The following is an 18,067-nucleotide window of genomic DNA, read 5'->3' on the forward strand; positions in this document are numbered from 1 at the left end:
GGTCAGCGCACCTGTGCGGCGTGGGGGTGGCCGGCGTCGTGGCCGCTCCCAGGCTCGGGCAATTGGGTTGTGTCGGGTCCGAGGTCGCGCGGCGGACAGCCGGCGAGCGCCTCGCGGGCGGCGGCCTCGATCTCGGCGATCTTGAAGGGCTGGCCGCTGATCTTGGTGACGCTCTTGGCGTCGACGAGATACTGGTCGCGAAGCACCGTCTTGAACTGGCCCGAATTCATCTCGGGCACGATGACGGCATCGAAGCTGCGGAGAAGCTCGCCGAGGTTCTTCGGCAGCGGCCAGATGTGGCGGACGTGGACGTGGGCGACGTCCTCGCCCTTGTCGAGAAGGCGCTTCACGGCCTGGTGGATTGGGCCGAAGGTCGAACCCCAGCCGACCACCGCGAGCCGGGCGCCCGCGCGGCCGAGGCAGACGTCCTGGTCGGGGATGTCGTCGGCGACGCCCAGCACCTTGTCGTGCCGGACCTTGGTCATCTCGGCATGGGCCTGGGGCGAATAGTCGATGTCGCCGGTGCCGGGGCGCTTCTCGATCCCGCCGATGCGGTGGAGGAGGCCGGGGGTGCCGGGCTTGATCCACGGCCGGGCGAGCCGCTCGTCACGGGCGAAGGGAAGCAACTTGCCGCTCTCGTCGCGCGGCGCGCCCTCGGTCGTCGCATGCGCCTTCGGGAAGGGCGCATAGCCGCTCATGTCGGGCACCTTCCACGGCTCGGCGGCATTGGCGATGTAGCCGTCGGTCAGCAGCATGACGGGCGTCATGTAGTGGACCGCGATACGGCAGGCTTCGATCGCGCAGTCGAAGGCGTCGGCGGGCGATCGGGCGGCGATCACCGGCATGGGCGCGTCGCCGTTGCGGCCGTAGACCGCCTGATAGAGATCGCTCTGCTCGGTCTTGGTCGGAAGACCGGTCGAGGGGCCGCCGCGCTGCGAGTTGACGATGACGAGCGGAAGCTCGGTCATGATCGCCAGGCCCATCGCCTCGGTCTTGAGCGCGATGCCGGGGCCCGACGACGAGGTCACGCCGAGGCTGCCGGCATAGCTGGCGCCGATCGCGGCGCAGATGGCGGCGATTTCGTCCTCGGCCTGGAAGGTGGTGATCCCATATTCCTTGAGGCGCGACAGGTGGTGCAGCAGCGCCGACGCCGGCGTGATGGGATAGCCGCCGAAGAACATCGGCAGGTCGGCGAGCTGGGCGCCCGCAACCAGCCCGAGGCCGAGCGCCTCGGCGCCGGTGACGGTGCGGTAGAGGCCCGGCTCGGCCGGGGCGGCTTCGATGTGATGCGGGCGGAAGGCCGCGCCCATCTCGATCGTGTCACCATAGGCATGGCCGGCGTTGAGCGCCGCGATATTGGCTTCGGCCAGCACCGGCGCCTTGGCGAACTTGGTCTTAAGCCAGTCGACGATCGGGCCGCGGTCACGGTCGAACATCCATAGCGCGAGGCCGAGCGTCCACATGTTCTTGCAGCGCAGCGCTTCCTTGTTGCCGAGGCCGAACGGCTTCACGGCATCGAGGGTGAGCTGGCTGATGTTGAACTTGACGAGCTGCCAGCGCGCGAGGCTGCCATCCTCGAGCGGGTTCTGCTCGTAGCCGGCCTTGGCGAGGTTGCGGGCCGAGAACTCGCCCTCGTCGGCGATGATCATGCCGCCGTCGCGAAGCGCGGCCACGTTCACCTTCAAGGCAGCCGGGTTCATCGCCACGAGCACGTCGGGCTGGTCGCCTGCGGTCTCGATCGAGGCCGAGCCGAAATTGATCTGGAAGGCCGAGACGCCGAAGGTCGTCCCCTGCGGCGCGCGGATTTCGGCGGGGAAGTCGGGGAAGGTCGCGAGGTCGTTGCCGGCGAGCGCGGTCGAGAGCGTGAACTGACCGCCGGTCAGCTGCATGCCATCGCCGGAATCGCCCGCGAACCGGACGACGACATTCTCGGGCGGCGCATCGCTGTGCGCCTCTTCGGGGGTGAGCAAATGGGTGGCCGTGGCCATGACAAATCCTGCGGGTCTTTGGGGTTGGACGCGCTTTAGCGCGTGGAAGTGCGAACGTCACCACGTTAAGGCGATCGCATGACCACGCCTTTCGTCCGCCCCGACGTCGCCGCGCTGCTCGAGGTCGCCAACCGGCCGGGCGCCAAAAGGGCGGTCGATGTCGGCCTCGAGGCGGCGCGCGGCATGCTTCATGCCAGCCGGCACCTGTTCGATGCCGAGACGGGCCCTCTGGCGGTGAAACGCGACGTGGCGGGCGGCCCCTGCCCGATGCGGCTCTACGATGCGCGGGAGGATCGCGCGCCGGGACCGTGCCTCGTCTTCTATCATGGCGGCGGGTTCGTGCTCGGCGACCTCGACACGCACGAGCCGCTCTGCGCCGAGATCGCGCGGCTCATGGACCTGCCGGTGGTGAGCGTCGACTATGCGCTGGCTCCCGAGCATCCCTTCCCCGCCGGAGTCGAAGACGCGATCGCCGCCGCGCGCTGGATCGCCGGATCGCCCGGCGAGCTCGGACTTGGGGTGACGGGCCTGATCCTCGCGGGCGACAGCGCGGGCGGCAATTTCACCATCGTGACCGCGCTTGCCCTGCGCGACGCGCCCGCCGCCGTGCCGGTGCTCGCGCAATGGCCGATGTATCCGGCGGGCAATCCGACGAAACATTATCCGAGCCTCGATGCCTTTGGCGAAGGCTATCTCCTCAGCCGCGCGAGCATGGGCTGGTTCGACCTATGCTATCGGCCCGATTCGAAGGACTGGCGCTACGACCCGCTGGCGAAGGACCAGGCGGGCCTGCCGCCGACGCTGGTCGTGACCGCAGGGCTCGATCCGATCCGCGACCAGGGCCGCGCCTATGCCGCCGCCTGCGCCGCCGCCGGGGTCGAGACGGTTTACCTCGAATGCGCCGGCACGATCCACGGCTTCCTCAATCTTCGCAAGGCCTTGCCGAGCGCGCAAACCGACCTCGAGCGCTGCGTCATGCACCTGAAGCTGCTCATCGCCCGCTAGGGGCATCGCCGGAACGAACCGAACCGGACCGACAGGAACCGCTGCCCCTCCCCTTCGCTGGTCCTCTGCCCGGCAAGTACGCCGGGTACAGGAGGATTTTACCATGCAGACCAACATCGTATCGGCCGTGTTCGACAGCCGCAGCGAAGCGGAACGCGCGATCCAGCAGCTGCAGAGCGCGGGCGCGGACCACAACAGCATCTCGATCGTCGGCCAGCATGACGCGGAAGAAGCCGGTGCGACCGACGGGACCGTGCGCGACGGCGACGAGCCCACCAGCTTCATCGCCAAGGCCGCCGCCGGTTCGGGTATCGGCGCGCTGCTCGGCGTCGCCGCCCTCGCCATTCCGGGCGTCGGTCCGCTCGCCGCCGCTGGTGCGATCGCAGCCGCCGCCATTCCCGGTGCGGCCCTCACCGGCACCGCACTCGGTGCGGCCGCCGGCGGCCTCAGCGATCTCTTCAGCAGCCACGGCGTCAGCCGCGAGGATGCCGATTATTATGGCGAGCGGGTGAGCAACGGCGGCGTGTTCGTCTCGGTCGATACCGAGCGCAGCGGCCTGTCGCGCCTGCAGGCGGAAGACATCCTCACCAATGCCGGCGGTCACAGCAGCGCTCGCGCCCGCATGACCGGCGACGCGACCACCGGCACCGCAAGCTACTGACCCTCGGGCCGGCCCGGACTTGACCCCGGGCCGGCCTTCGGCCTTTCCCCGCAACCATGACCAAGACTCAGGAATATCGCCGCGGAGTCGGCATCATGCTCCTCAACGCCAATCGCGAGGTCTGGGTCGGGCGGCGGATCGACCGGACCGACGAAGCCTGGCAGATGCCGCAGGGCGGGATCGATCCGGGCGAGGAGCCGTGGGAAACCGCGCTGCGCGAACTCGAAGAGGAGACGGGCATTCCCCCGCATCTCGTCGAGCGCATTTCCGACGCCCCCGAGCGGCTGCGCTACGACCTCCCCGAGGAGCTGCGCGCCAAATTGTGGGGCGGCAAGTGGAAGGGGCAGGAGCAGGACTGGTTCCTGTGCCGCTTCCTCGGCCGCGAGAGCGACGTCGACATCGCCACCAAGCATCCCGAATTCGACGCATGGAAGTGGGTTGAGGCGAGCGAGCTGCCTGACATGATCGTGCCCTTCAAGCGCGACCTCTATCGCCAGCTGCTCGCGCACTTCCGGGACGAACTCGGCCTTCCCTGAGATCGTCGAAAGCCAAACGAAAAGGGCTCGCGCCACAGCGGCACGAGCCCTTTCGTCTTCAGAGCGAGACTTCAGACGCTCTGCTTGGCGCCCATCGCGTCGGCAAGTTTGCGGACCTTCTCGGCAACCTTGGGATCGTCGGCGCGGTCGGCGGCCTTGGCCGTCGCCTCCCCGATCTTCTGCAGGAGATCCTGCAGCTTGCCCGTGTCGGGCTCGTCGGCATTGAGCAGTTTCTCGAGCCGCTCGAGTTCCGAAGCGAGGCCCTTGGCGCCGGTGAAATCGGCCTTGCGAAGGGCTTCGACCCATTCACCGGCAAGCTTGGCGCCCTGCTTGGGGCTGGTGTTCTCGATTCCCTTGTCGAAGGCATTTTCGGTGGCGACAAAACGCTGCGGCATGATCGGCTCCTGGGTGACTGGGCGACGAAACGGCCGCCACCCATCCAACGAAGCGACCCGCCGATCGCCGCTACGGCTTATCGGCGGGGCCGGAGCTGCAACGATCAGCCGGCGGGGCTGAGGACCGCGCAGGCGACGCGGTCGCCGCTATTGCCGCTGGGGTCGGTCATGTTGTCGTCCTCGCCCGCATGGATGACCAGCGCCGAGCCGTCCGCGTCGCGCAGCTGCGCGAGCGTCGCGCCGGTCAGGACCACCGTCTCGCGCAAGGTGCCGTTGGCGGCGACGGGGACATTGGGAAGGTCACCCGCGTGCGGGCCAGCGGGATTCATCGTGCCGTGCTTGCGCATCGCCGGGTTCCAGTGTCCGCCCGCGGTGGTGAAGGCCGGCGCGTCGCAGCGGCCAACGGCGTGGACATGGAGGCCATGGCGGCCGACGCTCATGCCATTGCCCTCGATCCGGAAGCTGACCGCGCCTGGCGTCTCCCACATGCGAACGGTGCCGACCGACTGGCCGCTCGCGCCGATCAGCGGCACGGCCATGGCGTTGGAGGGGGCGTCCATCGGGGTGGCGCAGGCGGCGAGCAGGCTGGCGGCGGCGGCAGGAAAGACGAACTGGCGAATGGTCATGATCTGATTCTCCTCGCGGCGCTAACGTCCGACAACGAAAAAAGGGCGGCTCTCCGGTGAAGGAAAGCCGCCCAGGATCATTCGGGATGGTTCCCGAACCTTGGTCTTAGAAGGACTTGGCGTAGGCCTCGTTGCCGACGAAGCCCATCTTCGAGACATTCGCCTGCTTGGTCACGACCAGCACCTGGTCGACGAGGTCGTAGGCCGCATCGGCTTCCGGCTGCAGGTGAAGCTCCGGAACGGGGTTCATCTGCTGCGTGATGTCGAGATACTGGCGGAGCTGGACCTGGTTCACGGGCGCGCCGTTCCACAGGATCGCGCCCGCCTGGGTCACGACGATCTTGTTCTTGACCGGGTCGATCACCTGCTCGTTGGGCGGATTGCCCTGCGGCAGGTCGAGCTTCACGGCGTGAGTCTGCGGCGGGATGGTGATGATCAGCATGATGATCAGCACCAGCATGACGTCGATCAACGGAGTCGTGTTGATCTCCATCATCGGCTCGCCTTCGGAGTTATTCGAAGTCGTCTGCATCGCCATGAGGCGTGTTCCTTTTCTTACAGACGGCTGACGGTCGCACCCGGCGGCGGCTCGGAAACGAAGCCGACGCGGGCGAAGCCGGCGCGCTGCATCTGGTAAATCGTGCCCCCGATGCACTTGTACGGCGTGTTCACGTCGCCGCGGATGTGCACTTCCGGCATGGTCTCGTCGGTGAGGTTCTCGGCACCGCCGGCCTTGGCCACGGCATCCTCAAGCTTCTTCACCGCCATGTCGAGCAGGGCGTCCGACCCGATCGGGGTCATGCCGTTGTAGACTTCGCACGAGCCGCCGGGACCACCGCGCACGGTCAGTTCGACGTTCTCGGGCTTGGTTTCGCGCACTTCATAGGCAGTCTTGGGGAGGGCGATCGGAACGCTTTCCACCACCACCGGGACGGCGATGAGGAAGATGATCAGGAGCACCAGCATCACGTCCACGAGGGGCGTGGTGTTGATGTCCGACATCGGGACGTCGTCGCCGTCTTCCTTGCCGACACTCATTGCCATGGGATCAGTCTTCCCTCTTCAATTCGATTCATCGGTTCGGACGGGCCGGGCATCATCAGACGCCCGGCCCCCTGAACGATGGCTTAGCGGCGGTCGGTCGTGGTCGTGCCGATGCCGCCCGCCTGCTGACCCGTCGAGGTCTGGCCGGTGGTGAGCGGCTGGGTGCCAGCCGGGGTCGGCGCGGCGGCCGAGCGGGTCTGGGCGTTGGCAGTCACCTTCGACGAACCGGCGTTGGCGGCGGCGGTGACCATCTGCGGCTTAACCTTGCCTTCCGACATGATGTAGCCGTGAAGGTCGTTGGTGAAGGCCGCGAGGTCTTCCATGATCGACTTGTTGCGGCGGATCAGCCAGTTGTAGGCGAGCACGGCCGGAACCGCGACGACGAGGCCGAGGGCGGTCATGATGAGCGCCTCACCGACCGGGCCGGCGACGGCCGAGATCGAGGCCTGGCCCGACGAGCCGATCTTGATCAGCGCGCGGTAGATGCCGACGACGGTACCGAACAGACCGATGAACGGCGAGGTCGAACCGACGGTCGCGAGGAAGGCGAGGCCTTCACCGAGACGGGCGCCGATGCCGCCCTGCGAACGCTGTAGGCTGTTGGCCATCCAGTCGTGCTGGTCGATCGGGTTGGTCAGCTTGCCGTGCTGGTCCTGGGCGACGAGCGCGTCGTCGACGATCGCGCGGTAGGCGCTCTTGGCGTCGAGCTTGCCCGAGGCGTCACGCAGGTTCGGCGAATTCCAGAAGCTCGCGCGGACGCTGTTGCCCTGCTTGATGATCTTCTGCTGCTCGAAGAACTTGGTGAACAGGATGTAGAAGGTGCCGACCGACATGATCACCAGAATGCAGAACACGGTGATCGAGATGACACCACCCTCTTCGAGGGCCTGGACGAGACCGTACGGGTTATCCCCGGCCGGAGCGGCGGCGGCTGCAGCCATCAGAGAAACCAAAGTCATAGTGCGCTTCCTTAAGTGAAGATCTGAATTCGCTTGTTCAGTGCAGCTGTTACTCGGCCGGGAGGACCCAGCGAATGCTCTGCGACACGCTATCGCCCGTGGGCTTGCCGCTGCTGTCGGTGGCCGGCGTGAACCGCGCACGGCTCCGCAGGATCCGACAGGTCGCGGCATCGAGCGAGCTCGAACCCGACGAACCCGTCACCGTGCAGTTGGCCACGCGACCGTCCGGACCGATGTCCAGGCGGAACCGGGTCGTGCCCTGCTGCTCGTTACGGATCGCGTCCTGCGGATAGTCATCATCCGAAATGTAGGACGCGAGGTTGGCGCGCGCCTTGGCCGGCTGCACCTTGACGGGCGCAGGGGGCGGCGGAGGCGGCGGCGCGGGCGGCGCCGGGGGAGCCGGGGTCGCAACCGTCGTCACCGGAGTGAACGGCGGCGGCGTGTTGACCGTGGCGACCGGCGGAGGCGGCGTGTTGGTCCGCACCAGCGGCGGCGGAGACACCACCGGCGGCGGCGGCGTTTCGACCTGCTTTTCGGGCGGCGGGGGTGGCGGTTCCTCGGGCGGGGGCGGTGGCTCCTCCTCCACGTCGAAGGTCTTCAGATCCTCAGTGGCCTTCTTGACGACTTTATACGCCAGGCCCGTGATGATCGCATATCCGAGCAGTACATGCAGCAAGGCTACGAAGACGATCGCGACCGTCCTGTTCCCGCTCATCTTCCTGCGAGTGGCGTATGACATCCTGCCGCAAATCTCCTCAGGGTGGACTGTTCCACCAATTCAAAACCACTGGCTGGTGCCTCGGTTTCAAGCTGGCTGGCCGACGACGTATCAACATATCATCGGCGGGTCGGCGCGTTTCCTTAATGTGGCCTCAATGGCGGCGCAATCATATTGTTCCGTCACTGCAACTGCTTGACGATCCCGTTACGGGGCCGTTCCGGAAAAGCTGGCGATTTCAACACCGACCGCTCGCGCATTCGGGTAGACATCAGGCTTGCTCGTGGCCACCCGCAAAGCACTCACTCCGTCGCGCGAAGCAATCCAGTCATAGACTTCTCGCGCCAGGGTTTCCTGCAGATTGAACCGGCGCGACGCGGCGATTCGCTCGATCTCGAGGCGCAGGTGATCGTAATTCCAGGCATTGGCGGCGGCATCGTCGGCCGGGGTTTCGACGTTCGACAGCCAGACTTCGACCGTGATCAGCAGCCGCTGGGGCGCTCCGACCTCGAAATCGTGAAAGCCGATGTCGGTCATGACCTCTAGCGAATCGAGGAAGATTCGCGCCGAGCGGACCGCAAGGTTGGCCGGAACCATCCCGTCGAGACGTGGCGTGAAGGGAAGAATGTCGCTCATTCGCTGTCCGTTTGCAGAAACTGCACATCGCGCGGCAGGCGCCAGAAGCGCTGGCCGGCGTCGAGCGTGAGCGTTTCGCCGGTGATCGCCGGAGAGTCCACCAGAAAGCGCAGGGTCCACAGCACGTCCTCTGGCTCGACCCCATGCCGCAGCGGATTGAACCGGTGCATGGCCTGGAAATTGGCCTCGGTCTGGCCGGGCGAGAGCAGCATCAGCGCGGGCGCGATGCCGTTCACGCGAATCCCCTGCTCCGCCAGCGCTTGTGCCGAGAGCGTCGTCAACGCGGCGAGCGCGGCCTTGGACAGCGTGTAGCTGAGATAATCGGGATTGGGCGCGACGAGCTTGGCGTCAAGGATGTTGACCACCAGCCGGTCCCCTGCCCCGCCGGCGGCGGCGAAGGCCGAGGTGAGCAGGGCGGGCGCAGCGACGTTGACCGCCATGTGCCGGCCAAGCTCCTCGGCCGAGAAATCGGCGAAGCTGTCGGCGGCAAAGCGCGCGGCATTGTTGACGAGGAGGCTGGGCGGCTGCGGGCAGGCGGCGAGGATGGTGGCGGCGGCCACGGGATCGGCAAGGTCGGCGACGACGGGAATGGCCCTCTCCGGGACCGCATCGGCCTTGTCGCGGACATGCGCGACGACCTGCCAGCCGTCGTGGAGGAGGCCTTCGGCCAGCACCCGGCCGACGCGTTTGCCGGCTCCGGTGACGATTGCGACCCTGTTCATGGGCATGAGGGTCTAGCGGCCACCCTTGCGGAAACAAGGCGTGCGGCACATCTGCTTTGGCCCATGCCCGAAACCCAGCCCCCGATCGATGTCAGCCGCCTTCCCCTCGCCGAGATCGAGGCGGCGATCGCCGAGCGGCGGCGGCCGCCGGTCGAGCGCTGGAACCCCGCGCATTGCGGCCACAGCGACATGCGCATCGACCGCGAGGGTCGCTGGTGGCACGCAGGCCGGAGAATTGAGCGCGACGCCTTGGTGCGGCTCTTCGCTAGCGTGCTGCGGCGCGAGCCCGACGGCAGCCACGTGCTGGTGACGCCGGCCGAGAAGCTCGACATCGAGGTCGAATTCGCCGCGCTGCGCGTCACCGCACTGGCGATCGAGGGCGACGGCGAAGGACAGCGTATCGCAGTACAACTCAACAGCGGCGAGGCGGCGGTGATCGGACCGGAGACACCGCTCCTGATGCGCGAGGACCTGCCCGTTATTGCGCTCCGCGGTGGGCTCGAGGCGAGTTTCGAGCGGCCGGTCTATTACGAGCTTGCCGAGCTGGCGCTGGCGAACGACCCGCCCGGCATCTGGAGCGCCGGCACCTTCTTCCTGCTTTCCGCCTCGTGAGCCTGACCGACCGGCTCCGCCGTGCGCTCGACCGGCCCGCGCCCAAAGGACTGCTGGCCGGCGATCTGGTCGACGGCGAGGAGCATATCACCGCCCCCGTTCCCGCCGCGGTTCTGGTCGCCATCACCGAGCGCGCCGAGCCCGGTGTCCTCCTCACCGTCCGGCGCGAGCACATGCGGACCCATGCCGGCCAAGTCGCCTTCCCCGGCGGGCGGATCGACGCCGAGGACGCCGATCCGGCCGCCGCCGCCCTGCGCGAGGCGGAAGAAGAGATCGGCCTGCCCCCGGCCGCGGTTCGGCTGTGGGGCGAGGCGGACCCCTATCGGACCATCACCGGCTACCGCGTGACCCCGATCCTGGGCTCGGTCGCGCCCGACCTGCCGCTCGTCCCGCACGAGGCCGAAGTCGCCGACTGGTTCGAGGCGCCGCTTGCCTTCCTGCTCGATCCCGCCAATCAGCGCGCGGTCGAAGCGGAATTCCGGGGACGAATGCGAACTTATTACGAAATCCCCTGGGAGGGGCGGCGCATCTGGGGCGCGACCGCGGCCATGATCGTCAATCTGAGCCGGCGGCTGCACGCATGGAGCTGAGCCGCCTCGTCGCCATGGCCGAGCGGCCGGGGATCGCGGCGCTGCTGCGTGCGCTCGGGCCGGGCAGTGCCCGGCTGGTCGGCGGCGCGGTGCGCGACGGCCTTCTCGGCGAAGAGGTCGCCGATGTCGACCTCGCCACATCGCTCTCGCCCTACGAGGTCATGCGCCGATGCGGTCAGGCGGGGATCAAGACGATTCCCACCGGGATCAGCCACGGCACCGTCACCGCGATCAGCGGCGGCGAGCATGCCGAGGTCACGACCCTGCGCGCCGATCTCGCGACCGACGGACGCCACGCGACCGTCGCCTTCACCGACGACTGGCGCGAGGATGCCGCGCGGCGCGACTTCACCATCAACGCGCTCTATTTCGATCCCGACAGCGGCGAACTGCACGACTATTTCGGCGGCCTCGAGGATCTCGCCGCCCGGCGCGTCCGCTTCATCGGCGAGCCGCTGAAGCGCATCGCCGAAGACCACCTGCGGATCATGCGCTTCTTCCGCTTCACCGCGCGCTTCGCCGGGGCGCCCGATGCGCAAGGACTGGCGGCCTGCGCGGCGCGCGCGAACGACTTGATGGCCTTGTCGCGCGAGCGGATCGCGGACGAATGGCTGAAGCTGCTCGCCCTCCCCGATCCGGCGCCCACGATCCGGCTGATGCTCGAGCATGGCGTGCTTGCCCCGGTGCTGCCCGAGGTGGCGGACGTCCGCCGCTTGGAGCAACTGGTCGCCGCCGAGAATGCGGCAGACCTCGAGCCCGAGCCGCTTCGCCGCTTCGCCGCCCTCCTCCCTTCCGACCCCGCGCTCGCCGACAAGGTGGCGGCGCGGCTCAAGCTCAGCAACCGCGCGCGCAAGCGCATTGCGCTCGCGGCGGACGGCGACGTCTCCGCGCCGCCCCGGGCCCTGGCTTATGGAATCGGCCGCGAGGAAGCACAGGATCGCCTGCTCCTCGCCGGGCAGCCCGACGCGGCGGCGAGCCTCGAGGGCTGGTCGGTGCCGCGGATGCCGATCGGCGGCGGGCAGCTCATCGCGCGCGGCCTGACCCCGGGGCCGAACGTCGCACGGATGCTCAAGGCCATCGAGGCGCGCTGGGTCGCGGAAGATTTTCCCGACGAGGCGCGGCTGGCCGAGCTGGTCGATGCCGCTTTGGCGGATGCCGGCTGATAAAGCGGAAATGTGCCGGCCGCAGGCGGGATTGCGGCCGGCACTGTTCTTCCGAGCAGCGGGGAAGCTCGGCTCGGACTAGCCGACGATCCTCTAGGGGAAGCGGACCGGACGACTAGGATGATCGGAAAATGGCGCAAGGCGGCGCCGGCCACCAGCTAGGCTTAGGGCGGTAAGCCCGCGGACGGAGCGTCAGAGCCCCGCTTCGACCGCGAGCCGGATGAGGTCGGCACTCGTCGGCACGCCGAGCCGCTCCATCAGCAGGGCGCGGTGCATCTTCACCGTCTTCTCGCTGATCTTGAGCTCCCACGCGATCTGCTTGTTGAGCAGGCCCTTAGCGATGAGTTCGAGGACCTGGCGCTGGCGCGGTGGGAGGGTCTTCACCGCCAGGACCGCGCGCTCGCGGCGGCCGGCGAAGACCGCGCTGCTCTCGTCGCCGAGTTCGACCTGGCTGCCGAGGAACCAGGCGAGCTCGCCATCGGTGTCGAACAACGGCGTCACCAGTACCGCGTTACGGAACGGGGTTCCGTCGCGCTTGTAGTTGAGGATGTCGACGAGCACCGGACGACGGGTGCGGACGCCCTGTCGGATCCGCTCGGTCAGCCACGGCTCGGTCGCGATGCCAGAAAGAAAACGGCAATTGCGGCCAAGGATCTCGTTCTCGGGATAACCGGTCAGCGCGCAGAAGGCGCTGTTGGCGACTTCGAGGGGATTGTCGGGTTTGCGCGGATTGCTGAGCACCGTCGCAATCGGGCTGTAGCCCACCGATTCGACCAGCTTGTCCTCATCCAGCGAAGCCAACATGCTTCCTCCGTACCTGCATTGTTCCTCACCGTCTACAGCACTGCGCCCAAGGTGGCGCATGCCGCCTGCCGACACAGCGAAGCCGCTCGCGTAACGTGTCTCTTCTTAGAGGGTTGCCGCTTTTCTGCCTCGTGCATCAAAGAGATGGTGAGGCTTACCGGCAAATAGTCGTTGTCCCTCCGCAACTTGGGAGGTTGGCCGCTGCCCCTGCCCTGCAAGCCCCTGTTGCGACAATGCAACAACAATGGATCGTTCCGTCACAAGCTTTCTCTTGAGCGCAACTATCTGCCTGCTCTAGAGGTTCGGAGCGCCATTAACATTAACACAGAGCGAGAAGGGGAAAGCATGCGCAAATACCTCCTGGCCGCCGCCGCGGTGGCAGCCATTGCCTCGCCGGCGATGGCCCGTGACAAGACGGGCTATGTCGGCATCAGCGCCGGTCCGATGATCGCCGAGGACATCAGCCTCGACGTCACCTCGAACGGCACGCTGTTCAAGGACTATGCCATGGGCGACCACAAGGTCGGCTATGACGTGGACGCCAACGCCGGCTACGACTTCGGTGCGATCCGCGCCGAGCTCGAAGTGGCCTACAAGCGCGCTGCCCACGAAGCCTACACCATCAACGGTTCGCGCGTCCCGGGCGACGGCAGCACCAAGTCGCTGTCGATCATGGCCAATGCGCTGCTCGACTTCGGTGACGATGACGGCTGGCAGGGCTTCCTCGGTGGCGGCGTCGGTCTCGCCCGCACCAAGGTCAACCTCAGCGCCGCCGGCTTCAGCGGCCGCTTCCTCAAGGACAGCGGTTTCGCCTACCAAGTGCTCGCCGGCGTGCGTCACCCGGTCGCGACCAACGTCGACTTCGGCCTGAAGTATCGCTTCTACAACCACGACATCGACGATGCGGTCAGCTTTGCGCCGCTGACGACGGTCGCCGGCGATGCCGACAGCCGCTTCCGGTCGCACTCGCTCCTCGCGAGCCTGACCTACAACTTCGGTGCCGCTCCGCCGCCGCCGCCCCCGCCGCCGCCGGCCGAGCCTGCTCCGCCGCCGCCCCCGCCGCCGCCTGCCACGCAGACGTGCCCGGATGGCTCGGTGATCCTGGCGACCGACGTGTGCCCGGCCCCGCCGCCGCCGCCGCCGCCGCCGCCGCCCGCTCCGGAGCGCGGCTAAGCGGTTGCGAGCAGGGCTTCGGCCCTGCTCCGGCCACTGGCAAAAGATTGCGGGGTGGAGCTTCGGCTCCGCCCCGTTTTCTTTTGCCCTCGAGATCCGCACGCAAAAAGAAAGGCCGGGGGATCGCTCCCCCGGCCTTCATGTCGTGGCTGTTAAGCCCCTTACGGCGCGGGCCGTGCGACGCTGGTGTAGGCGGTCGAGGCCGCCAGCTGGAGGTCCGGACGACCGTCCCAGCCATACGCGTCCTTGCGCATGACCAGCTTGCCGTCAGGGCCCGGCTCGGCGGTGAGATAAGTCAGGTAGACCGGCACGCCCTGCGTCAGCTGGACCATCTGCTCGGGATCGCTGCCGCTCATCGCGGGCTCGCGGCCCATCAGCCAGCGGGCGAAGCGTCGCGCGTCCTCAAGCCGGATGCAGCCGTTCGAAAGGTGGCGGTCGGTCTCCTTGAACTTGTCCTTCGACGGCGTGTCGTGGAGATAGATGTCCTGCCCGCTCGGGAACGGCACCTTCAGCCGGCCCATGCTGTTGGCGAGGCCCGGTTTCTGGCGGACGCGGATGCTCTCGGGATTGTCGATGACCTTCTGCCAGTCGACCGAGCTCGCCGGAAGCACGGTCGCGTCAGGACCCCAGCCGCTCATCACCTCATAGCCGCGTGGCTTCAAATAGCCGTCACCGCCCTTGAGCGCACCAGGGGCGACCACCTTGTGAATGAGGTTCGGTGGCACGTTCCAATAGGGATTGAGCGTGACGTAATGGATGATGCTGGCGATCATCGGGGTCTGCAGCGCCGGGGTGCCGACAACGACCTTCATCTTGTCGACCGGCTGCCCGCCTTCGTACATCGTCAACGTCGCATTGCCGATGTCGACCATCACGAAGCGGCCGGTCGAGGGCAGGAAGCGCGCCCGCTCAAGGTTCGAGGCGAGGCTCGTGTCGGCGGCGGTCATGCCGCTCGCCAGCGCGGCTTCGCGCAGTCCGCGGTAGGTCGGATTGACGTCAGCCATCTTGTCGAGCTGCGCCGCGAGGTCGGCCGAGGCCGCGGTGGTCAGCAGGATCTGGTCCGGCCGGGCCTGCGGCTGGAGGATCGGGTAGCCGTAGACGACGCCCTTGGGCGGGGTCCGCAGGAACTGCATGTAGCTGACCCATGCCTTGGACAGCGCGAATTCGGCGGCCTTGGTCGCGGCGGCATTGCCCGGCGTCGCCGCAGCGATCGCGGCATCGACCTGCGCGGCGAGACCCGGGCCGGCGGTGAAGCCGTCGATCGGCGCGCGCTTCAGGATCGCCGACAGGCGCGTAGCGGCAGCGCGGGTCGCGTCACTGCGGAACCAGATCGGGGCATCGGCATGCTGGTAGTAGTAAAGCTCGACCGGATCGGTCGGGGCGACCCGGACAACCGGCGCGGGCGGCGGCGGAAGCGGCTTCTTCTTCTTGGCCTCGGCCGGGGCAGCCCCGACGATCAGACCGAGCATGGTGGTGGCGAGCAGCAGCTTCTTCACGTGGGTTGGACCCCCATTAACGATGATGTCGCCTGACCCTTACCCGCCAGCGACTGACGGGCAAGTGAACCGCGACGAACCGAGTCGTCGCGAGGCTATTTTTTGTTAATGGCCTGCAGGTGCGGCGAAAAAGCGACGGCGGTGCGCCGCTCAGGTCCGTTCAGGCGGCTGCAGCGGCGGCCTTGTCGAGCACCGGACCGATGCGGTCGATCGTGTACGGCTTCTCGAGCAGCGGGGCATCGGCAAAGTCCGCGGGCGGAGGTTCGACGTGACCGCCACTCGCGATGACGAACGGAACGCCGCGCTCGCGGAGCGCAGCAGCGGCCGGCCACACCAGTTCGCCCTTGAGGTTCACGTCGAGGATGGCGAGGTCGAACCCGCCTTCGGTGCACTTGGCGAGCGCATCCGAAAGATTGTCGCAGCTGGCGTGAATACGATGTCCAAGGGTCTCGAGGAAATCCTCGAGCATCATTGCGATAAGCGGCTCGTCTTCGACGACGAGGATGTCACGACCTTGTTGCACACTCCGCCTATCGCGACTTCGCTCCGCCTGCGCAACCAGTTTCAGCGCGATGCCAAAACCTTACGTGCGGCCTCCGACAATTCCTGCACCGAGAAGGGCTTGGGGAGGAAGGCGACGTTGTCGATGTCGATCGATTTGCGGAGTTGCTCCTCGGCATAGCCCGACATGAAGAGGATCGGCAGTTCGGGCCGCGTCTTGCGGGCTTCGCGGACCATGGTGGGGCCGTCCATCACCGGCATGACGACGTCGGTGATGAGCAGGTCGATGACCTCGCCGCGATTGACGATCTCAAGCGCCTCCTCGCCATTGTCGGCGGTGAGTACCTTGTAGCCCTGGCGGGTGAGCGCGCGCTCGGCAACGGTGCGGACCATTGGCTCGTCCTCGACGAGGAGAACGGTACCGGTGCCCCAGGTCTCCTCGGCCTTGGGCGGCGGCGCGGCGGGCGCGCGGATCTTGCGGACTTGCTCTTCCTGATGGACCGGAAGGTAGATGACGAAGCTCGTCCCCTCGCCCACCTTGCTCGCGGCGAAGATGAAGCCGCCCGACTGCTTGACGATGCCGTAGACGGTGGAGAGCCCAAGCCCGGTGCCCTTGCCGACTTCCTTGGTGGTGAAGAAGGGCTCGAAGATCTTGCCGAGGACCGACGGCGGGATTCCGCAGCCGGTGTCGGAGATGCTGAGGGCGGTGTAATCGTCGACCGGCAGGATGTCGGAGCCGAGTTCGGCGACCTGGTCGGCGCGCACGGCATAGGTCTGGATGGTGACGGTCCCGCCGCCGGTGCCCGCCATGGCGTCGCGGGCATTGACCGCGAGATTGACGATGACCTGCTCGAGCTGGCCCGGATCGGCCCGCACCGCGCCCAGTTCGCGCCCGTGCTTGACCTGCAGGACGACGGTCTCACCGAGCAGGCGCTTGAGAAGATGGCTGACCTCGCTCACCACGTCGGGGAGCTGGAGCACCTGCGGGCGCAGCGTCTGCTGGCGCGAGAAGGCGAGCAGCTGACGGGTCAGGCCCGCCGCGCGGTTCGAGTTCGACTTGATCTGCTGGATGTCGTCATAGTCGCTGTCGCCGGGCGTATGGCGCAGCAGCATCAGGTCGCAGTGGCCGATGATGGCGGTCAGGATGTTGTTGAAGTCGTGCGCGACGCCGCCGGCGAGCTGGCCGACCGCCTGCATCTTCGTCGCCTGCGCGACCTGCCGCTTCAGCTTGGCTTCCTCGCTATTGTCCTTGAGCAGCAGGAGGACGCTGGCATCGCCAAGGTTGCGCAGGCCCGCGATGGTCAGCGCGACGGGCTCGGTCGGCTGGTGGGTGAGGCGGACCGCGAGGTCGCCCGACATGGCGGGTCCGCGGCTGTTGCGGCGGACGGCATCGGCGACGGCGGCCTTGTCCTCCTTGACCACGAGGTCGCTCGGGAAAGCGGGGAGCGGCCCCTCGGCGAGCGCAGCGGCGTTGCGGAAGGCGCGATTGCTGGTGAGGAAGCGGCCGTCGCGGTCGACGAGCGCGAGGCCGAGCGGCAGCAGGTCGAGCAGCGCCTGGAGACTGGCGGGTTCGGACGGGCTCGGCCCTTCGCCCGTTGCGAACAGCATGGTGATGCCGGCGGCATGGCCCGAGCCCGGTTCGGCAGGGATGTGCAGGAGGCGCAGGATGGGGCCTTCCGGTCCTTCGCCGCGAAGGCGTACCCGGCCCTCGCCTGCGCCCTCGAGCAGATTGTCGAGCCGGTCGTCCTCGCCCTCGAGGCGCGCGCGGCGTGCGAACATGTCGTTGGCGGCGATCACCCGGCCATCGCCGTCGACCGCGGCGGCGAGCACGCCCGCTTCGCCGAGGACCGCGCCTTCGGCGCTCTGGAGGCGGCGGACGAGCACGCCGAGCGGCGAGCGGCGGGGCCGCGGGATGCGCCACAGGAAGCGGTCGTTGCCGTGACCGACGCGCGCGATCTCGACCGCGATCGAGCCCTCTTCGGTCATGACGGCGGGCGCGCTCCCCTGCCCGTCGCGGGCCGCGGTCTCGAGCGCCTGTGCGATGGCGTGGGAGTCATCGCCGCCGAGCAAGGTGGGTTGCGTAAGCGCCGGAAAGCGATCGCGATAGGCGGCGTTGATCGCGAGCAGGCGGCCGGTACCATCGGTCAGCGCCGCCGGATCGGGGCAGAGGTCGAGACCCGCCGCGACGAGCCCATAGTCGGGCGGGCTCTCGACCGGCAGGCCGATGAGGTCGGGCACCGCCCGGCGCCGCCAGCCGAGCAGCACCGCAACCACCCCGCCGACGGCGAAGGCGAGCGCGACCGACGGATGGCCGACCGCCACGGCGATGACCGCCATGCTGGCAAGAGCCAGCGCGAGGAGCAAGGGCACCAGCCACGGCTCGCCCCGAGGGACGGGTTCAGCGTCGATCGCAGCGAGCCGGGCGTGGAGCATTCAGC

Annotated in this window: 20 protein-coding genes; 7 read left to right on the forward strand and 13 right to left on the reverse strand. The window is 67.8% G+C overall.

Features of this window, described 5'->3' with window-relative positions; all coding sequences use genetic code 11:
- Window positions 1-2: 2 nt before the first annotated feature.
- The gene (locus tag ABD693_RS13005) at window positions 3-1,988 is read right to left on the reverse strand and encodes a 2-oxoacid:acceptor oxidoreductase subunit alpha (protein WP_344697503.1); all 1,986 of its coding nucleotides are present in this window, start codon (window positions 1,986-1,988) and stop codon (window positions 3-5) included.
- A 78-nt stretch (window positions 1,989-2,066) separates the two neighbouring features.
- Between ABD693_RS13005 and ABD693_RS13010 the strand changes: the two genes are divergently transcribed.
- The 3 genes from ABD693_RS13010 (at window position 2,067) to ABD693_RS13020 (ending at window position 4,190) form a co-directional block, all read left to right on the forward strand.
- Complete coding sequence (locus ABD693_RS13010; RefSeq protein WP_344697504.1) at window positions 2,067-2,993, forward strand: alpha/beta hydrolase; 927 nt, start codon at window positions 2,067-2,069, stop codon at window positions 2,991-2,993.
- A gap of 103 nt (window positions 2,994-3,096) precedes the next feature.
- The gene (locus tag ABD693_RS13015; protein ID WP_344697505.1) at window positions 3,097-3,654 is read left to right on the forward strand and encodes a hypothetical protein; all 558 of its coding nucleotides are present in this window, start codon (window positions 3,097-3,099) and stop codon (window positions 3,652-3,654) included.
- A 56-nt stretch (window positions 3,655-3,710) separates the two neighbouring features.
- Window positions 3,711-4,190 carry an RNA pyrophosphohydrolase gene (locus tag ABD693_RS13020; protein WP_344697506.1) on the forward strand — a complete coding sequence of 160 codons (480 nt, stop codon included), beginning with the start codon at window positions 3,711-3,713 and terminating at the stop codon, window positions 4,188-4,190.
- 71 nt (window positions 4,191-4,261) lie between these two features.
- On the opposite strand, the gene ABD693_RS13025 is transcribed toward ABD693_RS13020, so the two are convergent.
- From ABD693_RS13025 to ABD693_RS13060, 8 genes are all read right to left on the reverse strand, one after another.
- Entirely contained in the window at window positions 4,262-4,585 is a 324-nt protein-coding gene (locus ABD693_RS13025; protein WP_344697507.1) for a hypothetical protein, read from the reverse strand.
- 104 nt (window positions 4,586-4,689) lie between these two features.
- Complete coding sequence (locus ABD693_RS13030) at window positions 4,690-5,211, reverse strand: superoxide dismutase family protein (protein ID WP_344697508.1); 522 nt, start codon at window positions 5,209-5,211, stop codon at window positions 4,690-4,692.
- A 106-nt stretch (window positions 5,212-5,317) separates the two neighbouring features.
- A complete protein-coding gene (locus ABD693_RS13035; protein WP_344697634.1) occupies window positions 5,318-5,743 on the reverse strand; it encodes an ExbD/TolR family protein in 426 nt (141 codons plus the stop codon).
- Window positions 5,744-5,766: 23 nt separating this feature from the next.
- The gene (locus tag ABD693_RS13040; protein ID WP_344697509.1) at window positions 5,767-6,255 is read right to left on the reverse strand and encodes an ExbD/TolR family protein; all 489 of its coding nucleotides are present in this window, start codon (window positions 6,253-6,255) and stop codon (window positions 5,767-5,769) included.
- 83 nt (window positions 6,256-6,338) lie between these two features.
- Window positions 6,339-7,196: a MotA/TolQ/ExbB proton channel family protein gene (locus ABD693_RS13045; RefSeq protein ID WP_344697510.1), complete on the reverse strand. Its 858-nt coding sequence runs from the start codon at window positions 7,194-7,196 to the stop codon at window positions 6,339-6,341.
- 67 nt (window positions 7,197-7,263) lie between these two features.
- Window positions 7,264-7,953: an energy transducer TonB gene (locus ABD693_RS13050; protein WP_344697511.1), complete on the reverse strand. Its 690-nt coding sequence runs from the start codon at window positions 7,951-7,953 to the stop codon at window positions 7,264-7,266.
- A gap of 186 nt (window positions 7,954-8,139) precedes the next feature.
- Entirely contained in the window at window positions 8,140-8,568 is a 429-nt protein-coding gene (locus ABD693_RS13055) for a dihydroneopterin aldolase (protein ID WP_344697512.1), read from the reverse strand.
- The gene (locus ABD693_RS13060) at window positions 8,565-9,290 is read right to left on the reverse strand and encodes an SDR family oxidoreductase (protein ID WP_344697513.1); all 726 of its coding nucleotides are present in this window, start codon (window positions 9,288-9,290) and stop codon (window positions 8,565-8,567) included. Before ABD693_RS13060 ends, ABD693_RS13055 begins: the two co-directional genes overlap by 4 nt.
- Window positions 9,291-9,353: 63 nt before the next feature.
- Here ABD693_RS13060 and ABD693_RS13065 point away from each other — a divergent pair, with 63 nt between their 5' ends.
- The 3 genes from ABD693_RS13065 to ABD693_RS13075 are packed head-to-tail and all read left to right on the forward strand — an operon-like array spanning window position 9,354 to window position 11,655.
- Window positions 9,354-9,902 carry a DUF1285 domain-containing protein gene (locus ABD693_RS13065; RefSeq protein WP_344697514.1) on the forward strand — a complete coding sequence of 183 codons (549 nt, stop codon included), beginning with the start codon at window positions 9,354-9,356 and terminating at the stop codon, window positions 9,900-9,902.
- Window positions 9,899-10,492 (forward strand): CoA pyrophosphatase, encoded by a 594-nt coding sequence (locus tag ABD693_RS13070; protein WP_344697515.1) that lies wholly within the window; start codon window positions 9,899-9,901, stop codon window positions 10,490-10,492. The genes ABD693_RS13065 and ABD693_RS13070 overlap by 4 nt, the downstream gene beginning before the upstream one ends.
- A complete protein-coding gene (locus ABD693_RS13075; protein WP_344697516.1) occupies window positions 10,483-11,655 on the forward strand; it encodes a CCA tRNA nucleotidyltransferase in 1,173 nt (390 codons plus the stop codon). Before ABD693_RS13070 ends, ABD693_RS13075 begins: the two co-directional genes overlap by 10 nt.
- 192 nt (window positions 11,656-11,847) lie before the next feature.
- Here ABD693_RS13075 and ABD693_RS13080 read toward each other — a convergent pair whose 3' ends face one another.
- Complete coding sequence (locus tag ABD693_RS13080; protein ID WP_344697517.1) at window positions 11,848-12,459, reverse strand: LuxR C-terminal-related transcriptional regulator; 612 nt, start codon at window positions 12,457-12,459, stop codon at window positions 11,848-11,850.
- A 345-nt stretch (window positions 12,460-12,804) separates the two neighbouring features.
- Between ABD693_RS13080 and ABD693_RS13085 the strand changes: the two genes are divergently transcribed.
- The gene (locus tag ABD693_RS13085) at window positions 12,805-13,632 is read left to right on the forward strand and encodes an outer membrane protein (RefSeq protein WP_344697518.1); all 828 of its coding nucleotides are present in this window, start codon (window positions 12,805-12,807) and stop codon (window positions 13,630-13,632) included.
- Window positions 13,633-13,793: 161 nt separating this feature from the next.
- Here the strand turns inward: ABD693_RS13085 and ABD693_RS13090 are convergent, their stop codons facing one another.
- The 3 genes from ABD693_RS13090 to ABD693_RS13100 form a co-directional block, all read right to left on the reverse strand.
- Window positions 13,794-15,128, reverse strand: coding sequence for a L,D-transpeptidase family protein (locus ABD693_RS13090; protein ID WP_344697519.1), 1,335 nt, complete (start codon window positions 15,126-15,128; stop codon window positions 13,794-13,796).
- Window positions 15,129-15,288: 160 nt separating this feature from the next.
- Window positions 15,289-15,651 carry a response regulator gene (locus tag ABD693_RS13095; RefSeq protein WP_344697520.1) on the reverse strand — a complete coding sequence of 121 codons (363 nt, stop codon included), beginning with the start codon at window positions 15,649-15,651 and terminating at the stop codon, window positions 15,289-15,291.
- A gap of 41 nt (window positions 15,652-15,692) precedes the next feature.
- Entirely contained in the window at window positions 15,693-18,062 is a 2,370-nt protein-coding gene (locus ABD693_RS13100; RefSeq protein ID WP_425567285.1) for a hybrid sensor histidine kinase/response regulator, read from the reverse strand.
- Window positions 18,063-18,067 lie beyond the last annotated feature (5 nt).

This window comes from Sphingomonas rosea, from assembly GCF_039538065.1.
In the GTDB taxonomy this organism is placed as follows: Bacteria; Pseudomonadota; Alphaproteobacteria; order Sphingomonadales; family Sphingomonadaceae; genus Sphingomicrobium; species Sphingomicrobium rosea.

Bases quoted from the DNA above. Each gene is read 5' to 3' on its own strand.
- ABD693_RS13005 (WP_344697503.1), bottom strand. From the start codon at position 1,988: ATGGCCACGGCCACCCATTTGCTCACCCCCGAAGAGGCGCACAGCGAT.
- ABD693_RS13010 (WP_344697504.1), top strand. From the start codon at position 2,067: ATGACCACGCCTTTCGTCCGCCCCGACGTCGCCGCGCTGCTCGAGGTC.
- ABD693_RS13015 (WP_344697505.1), top strand. From the start codon at position 3,097: ATGCAGACCAACATCGTATCGGCCGTGTTCGACAGCCGCAGCGAAGCG.
- ABD693_RS13020 (WP_344697506.1), top strand. From the start codon at position 3,711: ATGACCAAGACTCAGGAATATCGCCGCGGAGTCGGCATCATGCTCCTC.
- ABD693_RS13025 (WP_344697507.1), bottom strand. From the start codon at position 4,585: ATGCCGCAGCGTTTTGTCGCCACCGAAAATGCCTTCGACAAGGGAATC.
- ABD693_RS13030 (WP_344697508.1), bottom strand. From the start codon at position 5,211: ATGACCATTCGCCAGTTCGTCTTTCCTGCCGCCGCCGCCAGCCTGCTC.
- ABD693_RS13035 (WP_344697634.1), bottom strand. From the start codon at position 5,743: ATGCAGACGACTTCGAATAACTCCGAAGGCGAGCCGATGATGGAGATC.
- ABD693_RS13040 (WP_344697509.1), bottom strand. From the start codon at position 6,255: ATGGCAATGAGTGTCGGCAAGGAAGACGGCGACGACGTCCCGATGTCG.
- ABD693_RS13045 (WP_344697510.1), bottom strand. From the start codon at position 7,196: ATGGCTGCAGCCGCCGCCGCTCCGGCCGGGGATAACCCGTACGGTCTC.
- ABD693_RS13050 (WP_344697511.1), bottom strand. From the start codon at position 7,953: ATGTCATACGCCACTCGCAGGAAGATGAGCGGGAACAGGACGGTCGCG.
- ABD693_RS13055 (WP_344697512.1), bottom strand. From the start codon at position 8,568: ATGAGCGACATTCTTCCCTTCACGCCACGTCTCGACGGGATGGTTCCG.
- ABD693_RS13060 (WP_344697513.1), bottom strand. From the start codon at position 9,290: ATGAACAGGGTCGCAATCGTCACCGGAGCCGGCAAACGCGTCGGCCGG.
- ABD693_RS13065 (WP_344697514.1), top strand. From the start codon at position 9,354: ATGCCCGAAACCCAGCCCCCGATCGATGTCAGCCGCCTTCCCCTCGCC.
- ABD693_RS13075 (WP_344697516.1), top strand. From the start codon at position 10,483: ATGGAGCTGAGCCGCCTCGTCGCCATGGCCGAGCGGCCGGGGATCGCG.
- ABD693_RS13080 (WP_344697517.1), bottom strand. From the start codon at position 12,459: ATGTTGGCTTCGCTGGATGAGGACAAGCTGGTCGAATCGGTGGGCTAC.
- ABD693_RS13085 (WP_344697518.1), top strand. From the start codon at position 12,805: ATGCGCAAATACCTCCTGGCCGCCGCCGCGGTGGCAGCCATTGCCTCG.
- ABD693_RS13100 (WP_425567285.1), bottom strand. From the start codon at position 18,062: ATGCTCCACGCCCGGCTCGCTGCGATCGACGCTGAACCCGTCCCTCGG.